Raw genomic sequence first — 10,049 nt, forward strand, 5'->3', positions numbered from 1 at the left:
ACTGACTTTGCAAACGATTACACAATCAGAACGAAACACGTACTTTCAAACAGAAATCAGTTAAAAATTTGCACTAGGTTTTGTGACCACATCATATGAAATTACATTTTATTTGTTGGTAAAGAAGAAACTGTTACCTACACTCTAATGAAACAATACAATAGTAACTAAGTTGCATAAAACAGAACGTTCAGTCGGCTATATAAGGACAAGGAAATGAACAATGAAGGTTTTGCTAAGTTCCCAGGATTTATAGATGATTCTCCTATTAAAGACCACTTTTCTGCAAGTCGAGATCCCTACGCTCACTATCTGAAAGATATTGTGGGCATCGATTTGTTATCGCGTGAAGATGAATTATATTACGCAAAATTGAACCGTTCAGGCGACAAAAAAGCTCGTGACCTCATGGTCGAATCTAACTTACGTCTTGTCGTAAAAGTTGCCAAGAGTTATCTGAAGCGTAAAGGGAATAACTTTACGTTGTTGGACCTCATTGAGGAAGGCAACATTGGCCTGATCAAAGCCATTGACAAATACGACCCTGATCCGGGTTATCGGTTTTCAACATACGCAGTGTGGTGGATTCGCGAAAACATCGAATCCGCATTGATGAACAAAGGGCGTACTGTTCGGTTACCGGCTCACGTTTGCAAAGAAATAAATAACCTCGCATCAAAAAAACTTAATATGAGTAAAAAAATGAGTAAAGAGGTTTCTATTTCAGAGCTATCGGAAAATTCTGGTATTAAAGCTGAACGTGTTAACCAACTAGTCGCTTTAAGTGGCTTTATTGATGTCACAACAACGGTTGGTATCAATCACGTACCTTTAGTTTTAGAGCAATGTGAATGTGAACACATTCCAGATCCTCAGCAAGATTGTGAGGATCAATGTTTTACAGAAGCATTAGAGCAAATCATAAACACGTTACCACCTAGGTTACAGAAAGTCCTTATTCATCGTTTTGGCTTCTTCGAAAATAAGGTAAAAACATTATCTGAAGTTGGAGAAATGCTCGATATCAATGTTTCCAATGAGCGGGTAAGACAAATGCAAAAAGAGGCGGTGGAGAGGATTCAAAAGCGGCTTCAATTTGACGGTTGGGTGTAATTAAACCTTTTTCCTGCTCAGACACAAGATCAAGCTTTCATCAATATATTCGTCGCCTATAACTAGTTGTAGGCGCTAACAAGTATTGTCAATAAGACAACGAAACTTCATGACTACAATATGTGCTCTTCATATAAAACTCGCTCACCGCGTAATAGCAAGTAATTGACATAAGTAGTTTCTATACACTCTTGATCCCACACAGATAGAATTCGTTTGGCTGCGAAATAATAATCTCTGTTTCGCAATAACACTCCAACAGTATGGCTCAGTTTCTCAAAGCGGATTTGGTCGCTTTTCGAAATGTAGTGATCATCACTTTGAATAATAGGAGCTAAGCCATCAGCAAACCAATTATTTAAGATTTCCCGCATTTCCAATTCAGACTCAGGCACATCCACACTCGACAACTCGCGGTGTAGAGGGGGCGGCACGATGTACTTTGACGCTTGCGGTGAACTGACATATCGATACATGTCGTTCCTCCTTTTGTTTCGTCTTTATTATAGCTAAGAGCATTTTTATCAATTCTCAAGATTTTGTTGCTGGGTAATCCACATGAACCATAAAAAAGCCATGTAGAGATAACTCTACATGGCTTTATTCAAGCAAATTAACACAGGGCTCTAGAAATTAAATTGAGCTTTGGTCAAAATCGTTGCTTTGGTCGGTACCGGTTTGTGAATCTGAATCGTAGCTACCAGAGTCGTCCGTGAAGTCAACGCCTTGCTCTTGACCACCTGAACTTGTCCAGTCGCTGCTACCAGACTCCATACCGGCCATGTCTGCTTGCTGCTCTTGAGTAGAACCTTGCATGGTGTATTGATCATCGACTTCAACTGCAACAGAACCACTTGCACCGTCTATTGAGCTACCCAACTCGTCGTAACCTTGGAACTGGATCTCGCTAGTCCCTTCATAACCCTCAGGAAGTTCAACCGATACAGGCTGCTCCAAGTTGCCACTGACTGTAAAGCTACCGTCACCGTTATCCAACGCATTACTTACATTCGAGCCCTCAGGTAAGCCGGACATTTCAGCGTAATCAACGGATTCGTTAGCGATCACTTCATCTGGTATTGAGATAGATATAGTATCGCCCGGTGCCGCGGTTACATCTGCTGTGCTGTCTTCAGTTTCAGCATCTTGAGCTTGGTCATCAGCTTGTTGACCCACTTCCACTTGTTGCTCTTCTGTAGCTTGAGCCGCTTGAACTTGTGGTTCATCACTTTGTACTGAATCATCTTCAACTTGGATGCTTACGCTGTGACTTGATACTTCACCGCCGTCGTTAACTTCAACATTCATCGCTAAATTGCCATCGAAGTCTTCGTTCGGCCAGTAAGTCCACTCACCTTCGCCAGATTCCGCAAAGAAGCCAGCATCGTTCGCGTCTGCAACATCGACAACGTTTGCCGTATCGCTAACGCCTAACTCATCCGCCAATTGCGATTCTGTGATAGTTAATGAACCATCCCCCGCTAAGGCATAACCTTCACTTGCCGTTGCTTCATCGCCACCTTGAATATCTACGTTGAAAAAGCTCTCGATGCGATTTTCACCATCCGTCGCAATGAAGCCAACTTGAACATCTCCGGTGTAGTTTTCAGCAGGTGTGAATTGATAGTTACCTTGATTATCACTCTCTATCACGCCCTGACCTTCCATCAAGCTTACCGACTCAATGCTCAAACTATCGCCCTCTGCATCGCTCAGGTTCGCTAACATGTCTTCATCAGTAAATGACAAAGTGGCGTCCGCTGACATTTCTGTTGTCGTTATGCTGTTAACTTCTGGTGCTGCATTCTCTTGTGAATCGCCTTCTTTTACGACTACGCCTGTTTGCTCATCATGAAGCACACCATCTTTATCAATCACGTAAGCAATGTCTGCTTCACCAGTAAAGCCTGGAGCCGGTGTGAAAGTCCATGTGCCATCGCCATTATCGATAATTTCACCTTGGCTACGGTCTGCCAGATGAACCAGTTTCACTTCATCATCACCATCCGCATTCACGTTTTCAGCCAAGCCAATCAATTCATTAGTTGTTAAGATGATGGCGTCACCCGCTACCGTTTCGAAGTCACCTGAATCGATACCATCTTGGAACGCTTCTGGATCATCGCCGTAATCGACCGTTGTTGCGCTAACGGTGATAAAGAACTCACCACTGAAGTTTTCAGGAGGCGTCATTTGAATGTTTGAGATATCCCATTCGAACAGGTCTATATATTGACCCGGTTCGGTGATCATCACAGTGTTCACACCATCCGTCACTTCGAATCCGACAGGGAAACCGGTCATCACTAGGTTACTTAACGTTTCTGAATCGTCGACTAGACCAACGTTCAGTCCTAGGTGCCCCGTTTCATCTTCACCGAAGACTAACGGACCGTCATGGTCGGTTGTAATAACCGCGCCATCTGCGACTGGACGTACAAACACAGGAACATCAAGAACCGTTTCGAATTCTCCGTCACTTACAACCACTTGTAGATCAGACGTGCCAGAAAAGTCGCCGGTTGGTGTGAATGTCCAAGTTCCGTCACCGTTGTCAGTGAGCTCGCCGCCATCTTCACCGTCTGCGTTGATGATTCGTGAAACAACCAAGTCTGTAGTATCAATGTCACCGAACAGGTTCATCAAGTCGCCAGCATCGAAGGTGAACGCGCCATCTTCGTTTGTGGTCATCATTGCGTTACCGACATTAAATGGTGCGTCGTTAACTGGAATCACATCTACATTCAGTGAGCCCTCAACCACTTCTTCGCCATCAGTTGCTTGATATCCTAGCTCTACTAAGCCATTAAAGTCTTGAGTAGTGACTAAGTGATACATGCCGTCAGGCTGCTGAGTTAAGGTCGCATTCGCAGGAGATCGAACCGTGATGCTCTCAATACTGATCTCGTCACCATCAAGATCCGTCACTTGATCTGCAATGTAAGCAGGGTTAATCACCATGACCACATCTTCTTCGCCTTGCATTTCAATCGTTGGCGCTTCAGGTGCATCATTCACTGGCGTAACATCGATGTTGCCGTCGACCGAAATTGTCTCTTGGCCATCGCTAACGTTAAACGTCATTGGTACATCGCCATTGAAGTTCTCGTTCGGTGTGAATGACCAAGTACCATCTTCGTTGTCTAACAACTCACCCAAACTAGGGTCGATTTGTAGACCAGAAGCTGACAGCTCATCTGCGGTGTTATCGATATCCGTAGCCTGAGCCAGCAACATATCTTGAGTGATCAAAATGGTGCTGTCTTCTGCTGTAGTGAGTTTCACATCCTCAGATTCAGGCCCATCGTTTACAGCTAGAACTTCAATACCCGCCGTTGTGGTCGCTGTTGCACCATCGTCATCAATAACCGTCACATCAAGGTTGATGTCGCCGTTAAAGTTTTCGTTTGGTGCGAACGTTACCGAACCATCTTCATTTTGAACCAAGATACCGTCGGCACCCGAGTAGCTCACGCTATCAAGCGACACGTCACCGTCCACATCTGAGCTGTTGGCGATCAACTGCTCAGGGCTCAATGTGATGGTGCCATCTTCGTTCATTTGGTAAGACGTAGCGCCTGTCACTGGTGCATCGTTAACGTCTGTTACCGTTACGTCAATGTTTGCATCAACCGTCTCTGTACCGTCAGATACTGAGAAGTCCAGACTTACTTCGCCATTGAAGTTCTCGTTTGGTGCAAAGGTGTAAGTGCCATCGCCATTGTCGGTAAACACACCCTCTGCGCCCGTGTACGACACATCCGTGATAGACAGCTCATCACCATCTATATCAGACGCGCCCGCCAGCAGTTGCTCGTCTGTGAAGGTTAACGAGCCGTCTTCTTCAATGGTGTAAGCGACATCTTCAACCACCGCGATGTCATTCACTGGGTTCACCGTGAGATCAACGCCCGCTTGCACGGTTTCAACGCCATCAGAGACATCGAAGCTTAGGTCAATATCGCCATTGAAGTCCGCATCCGGCGTGATGGTGAATGAACCATCATCGTTGGCCGTCACCGTCGCGTTGTCACCCGCGGTTAAGTTGGCAGCCGTGAGATCATCGCCATCCACATCCGATGCTTGAGCAAGCAGTTGCTCTTGGCTTAGGGTGATTGAACCATCTTCATCCACTGAGTAAGCCAAGTCGCCCGCCACTGGCGCGTCGTTGACTGCGATAACATCTATTCCCGCAGTTGTTTGAGCGGTTGCACCGTCTTCATCTGCAACGGTGACATCTAGACTGACATTACCGTTGAAGTTTTCATTTGGTGCGAAGCTGTAAGTACCATCACCATTGTCAGTGAAGATACCGTCTGCGCCTGAGTAGGAAACGTCGCTAACGGATACATCACCTTCAATATCTGAGCTATTCGCAAGAAGCTGCGCTTCATTGACGGTAATCACGTTATCTTCGTCAACGCTGTAGGTCGTTGAACCTGCAACTGGCAAGTCATTAACAGCAATGACGTCGATACCAGCGGTTGTTTCAGCGGTTGCGCCATCTTCATCCATAACAGAGACATCAAGACTGATGTCACCGTTAAAGTTTTCGTTTGGAGCAAAGGTGTAAGTACCATCACCATTATCAGTGAATACACCATCAGTGCCGCTGTAGCTTACATCGCTGACAAACACCTCCCCTTCAACATCCGAGCTATTTGCTAAAAGTTGTGCATCGCTTAGGGTGATACTGCCGTCTTCTTCAACACTGTAAGTAGTAGAGCCAGCTACCGGTACGTCATTAATTGGAACAACTTGAACATCAATATTCGCCGATACAACATCAGTACCATCACTGACATCGTAAGTTAGGTCGATATTGCCATTGAAGTTTTCGTTTGGAGCGAAAGTGTAAGTACCATCACCGTTATCCGTAAACACACCATCGGTGCCTTCGTAGTTAACAGATTCAACAGAGAGGCCGTCGCCATCGATATCTGTTGTACCAGCCAGTAACTGCTCGTCAGTAAAGGTCAATGAGCCATCTTCATTGATGGTGTAGTCGTGGTCGTAAATAACAGAAAGGTCGTTAACTGCAGTTACGGTGACGTCTAGTTCCGCAGGAGTAACCCCACCGTTACCGTCATCCACGTTATAGCTAATTGAGAATTCACCGTTGAAGTTCTCTTCAGGAGTGATGGTGTAAGTGCCGTCACCATTGTCAGTGATAAGTGCATTCTCGATTGAGACGTCTCCAACACTCGGCTCGTTCCCCCCCGTATCACCAGAGTCGCCACCTTCATCACCCATTAGTAATTCAGAAATATCAATGCCGTTTACATTCGCTAATACTTCTTCTGACGTTGGTAACTCGAATGAGTTTTCACTACCCACATCTTGGCTTGGAACCACAACGCCATTAACGATATCAAATACGTGCCAGTGTTCGCCTGATGGGTTTTCTGGTAGTTCTGGGGTAAAGGTTTCAACTAAGGTATCACCAACAAACACCTGAACTTGCACATCTTCAACACCATCTACATCCCAACTTCTGTTGGTGTAGTTGTGTACTGAATAATGCATGTCAGCATCTTGATAATTTGGAATAGTGATGGTTTCTGGACCATTACCATTCGTATCATCAACATCTTGTTGGACGACATTACCTTCACCAAGGTCGTGGCTCATGTCGCGGTAGTAGATATGGTCTAACTCATTGCCCGTTTCTGTATCGTAAAGCCACAAGTGGTTATCCATATCTTGAGGGCTTTCACCCCATGTGACCACGATACGCATATCTGTTTCTTCGAGTACTTCAGATATTGCCGTCACGCCACCATTGGTATCTTCACCAGCTGGAACAAGGAAACTGCTGGTAATTGAGCCTTCTTGTTCAATAGTAACGCTACCTTGGTCAACAACAGGGCCATTCACGGAATAGTTACCAGATTGGTCTGTTACCGTTGTATATGAGTGACCTGCGTTATCGGTCAGTGTGACGTCTGCACCAACTACTGGGTTACCCGTTTCAGCATCTAGAACCGTTCCTATAACGGTCGTTTCATCGCCCTGCTCTCCAATAATCGCGGTCATATCATCGTCTTCGATATCAGTCGCGAATTGTAAAAGCTCTTCTTGGGTAATGGTGTACGAACCGTCTTCTTCAATGGTTATCGCCACATCAGCAGAGACAATCGGCGCATCGTTAACAGGATCAACCGTTAAGCCTAAGTTAGCCGCAATCGGTGTGTCACCATCGCTGATGCTGTAAGCCACATCAATGTAGCCATTAAAGTTTTCGCTTGGGGTGATTGAGAATGTACCATCACCATTATCGACAATCGTTGCATCGTCACCCACTAAGGTTAAGTCGGAAGCGACAAGGTCGTCGCCCTCAATATCAGCGGCATTCGCAAGTAGCTGCTCCTGTGTGATAGTGATGACGTTGTCTTCATCAACGTTTGCGTAAACATCAGATGTCGTTGGCAAGTCATTGACTGGATTTACCGTTAGGTCGGCGTTCGCCACAATTGACGCAGTGCCGTCCGAAATATCAAAGTTTAGGTCGATATTGCCGTTGAAGTCAGTGCCAGGTGTCACCGTAAAGGTACCATCGCCATTATCAACGACGGTCGCGTTATCGCCTGCACTTAGGTTGCTTGCCGTTAGGTCATCGCCATCTACATCAGCGGCTTGAGCAAGTAATTGCTCTTGGCTTAAGGTGATCGACCCGTCTTCATCAATGCTATATGCCAAGTCACCTGATACCGGAGCATCGTTAACAGGCAGAACATCAATGCTTGCGTTGGTCGCTACGGTTGCGCCTTCTTCGTCAGTAACGACAACATCAAGGCTTACATCGCCATCGAAGTTAGCGTTTGGTGCGAAGCTGAATGTTCCGTCACCATTGTCGGTAAAGATACCGTCTGAGCCTGTGTAAGTAACACTATCAATCGCCACTTCACCTTCGATATCAGAAGCGTTCGCCAACAATTGCTCTGCACTGATGGTAATAACTTCATCTTCGCTGACGGAGTAACTGGTTGAACCAGCGATTGGTGGATCGTTAACCTCAAGTACTGTAACACCTGCGGTGGTCGATTCGGTTGTACCGTCTTCATCGGTAACGACAACATCTAGGCTAACTTCGCCGTTGAAGTTTTCGTTTGGTGAGAAGGTGTAAGTGCCGTCACCATTATCCTCAAAGACACCGTCACTGCCAGTGTAAGTCACGCTATCGACTGCCACTTCCCCTTCAATATCTGAAGAGTTCGCGAGCAACTGTTCATTACTGATCGTGATTGAGTTGTCTTCATGTACAGTGTAAGACGTGCTGCCCGCCACTGGTGGATCGTTCTCTGGCGTCACGCTGACATCAATGTTGGCGCTGACTGTATCTGTGCCATCAGACACATCGAAACTGAAGTTCACATCGCCATTGAAGTTTTCATTTGGCGCAAAGGTATAAGTACCATCACCGTGGTCGGTCAGTACGCCATCACCACCTGTATAGCTAATACCTTCAACGGTTAAGTCTTCGCCATCAATATCGGAGGCACCGGTAAGTAGGTCGGCATCTGTAAATTGAAGCGTACCGTCTTCTGCAATACTGAACTGTTGATTTTGAGGTACTGGCAGGTCATTTACTGGGTTAACGGTTAGGTCTGCAGAAGCTTGAACCGTGTTAGTGCCATCAGAGATATCGAAGCTGATATCGATGTCGCCATTGAAGTTCTCATCTGGCGTGATGGTGAAACTGCCATCATCGTTTTGAGTAACGGTTGCATCACCGCCAACCGTTAGGCTGCTGGCTGTCAGGTCTTCACCTTCAACATCCGACGCTTGAGACAACAGCTGATCTTGGCTCAGTGTGATTGAACCATCTTCGTTAACGTTGTAAGCCAAATCACCGGATACTGGTACATCATTGATTGGCAGTACGTCAACATTGATGACGGTTTCAACCTCTGCACCATCTTCATCACGAATGGTCACATCAAGCTGAACTTGGCCATTAAAGTTCTCATTCGGTGCGAAGCTACAAGTGCCGTCACCATTTACCGAGAAGATACCGTCAGGGCCGTTGTAGTTAATACCAACAAGCTCAACATCCCCTTCTACATCAGAAGCATTCAGTAGCACTTGTGACTCACTGAAAGTCAGTACTGAGTCTTCATCAATGGTGTACGACGTTGAGCCTGCAACCGGCGGATCGTTCACTTCAAGAACATTGATACCCGCGGTCGTCACGTCAGTCGCACCATCTTCATCAGCAACAACCACATCCAGTGCAATTTCACCGCTGAAGTTCTCATTTGGCGAGAAGGTGTAAGTGCCGTTACCATTGATTTCGAGGACACCGTCGCTACCAGAGTAAGTCACGCTGTCTATGGATACATCACCTTCAATATCTGAAGATGTTGCCAATAGTTGTGCATCAGAAATGGTAATCGAGTTGTCTTCATTCACCGTGTAAGACGTTGAGCCCGCAACAGGCGGATCGTTCTCAGGAGTCACGCTAACATCAATGTTTGCAGACACGGTATCCGTACCGTCTGACACATCGAAGCTAAAGTTCACATCACCATTGAAGTTTTCGTTTGGCGCAAAGCTATATGATCCCTCACCCAAGTCAGTCAATACGCCATCAGTGCCTTCATAAGTGATGCCTTCAACCGTCAGGTTATCACCTTCAACGTCTGTCGCGCCTGTAAGCAGATCCGCGTCTGTGAACAGTAAAGTACCGTCTTCTGCAATACTGAACTGTTGATCTTGAGGCACTGGTAGATCGTTAACTGGGTTAACGGTTAAGTCTGCTGACGCTTGAACCGTATTGGTACCATCGGAGATATCAAAGCTGATATCAATGTCGCCATTGAAGTTCTCATCGGGCGTGATGGTGAAACTGCCGTCATCGTTTTGAATAACAGTGGCATTGCCACTAACGCTTAGGCCGCTCGCTGTCAGGTCATCACCTTCCACATCAGATGCTT

Annotated in this window: 3 protein-coding genes; 1 reads left to right on the forward strand and 2 read right to left on the reverse strand. The window is 46.1% G+C overall.

Translation table 11 applies throughout. The features are described 5' to 3' along the window. Positions 1-216 precede the first annotated feature (216 nt). On the forward strand, positions 217-1,113 hold the full coding sequence (locus WR49_RS19310) for a sigma-70 family RNA polymerase sigma factor (RefSeq protein ID WP_017058416.1): 897 nt from the start codon (positions 217-219) through the stop codon (positions 1,111-1,113). A 113-nt stretch (positions 1,114-1,226) separates the two neighbouring features. Here the strand turns inward: WR49_RS19310 and WR49_RS19315 are convergent, their stop codons facing one another. Then, a complete protein-coding gene (locus tag WR49_RS19315) occupies positions 1,227-1,589 on the reverse strand; it encodes a hypothetical protein (protein ID WP_046225104.1) in 363 nt (120 codons plus the stop codon). A 157-nt stretch (positions 1,590-1,746) separates the two neighbouring features. After that, positions 1,747-10,049: tandem-95 repeat protein (locus WR49_RS19320; RefSeq protein ID WP_046225105.1), on the reverse strand; the 8,303-nt coding region annotated here is incomplete at its 5' end.

The sequence above is a fragment of the Vibrio sp. ECSMB14106 genome (assembly GCF_000972265.1).
GTDB lineage: Bacteria > Pseudomonadota > Gammaproteobacteria > Enterobacterales > Vibrionaceae > Vibrio > Vibrio kanaloae.

Excerpts from the sequence above, each read along its gene's own strand:
- WR49_RS19310 (WP_017058416.1), top strand. The coding sequence starts at position 217 with ATGAACAATGAAGGTTTTGCTAAGTTCCCAGGATTTATAGATGATTCT.
- WR49_RS19315 (WP_046225104.1), bottom strand. The coding sequence starts at position 1,589 with ATGTATCGATATGTCAGTTCACCGCAAGCGTCAAAGTACATCGTGCCG.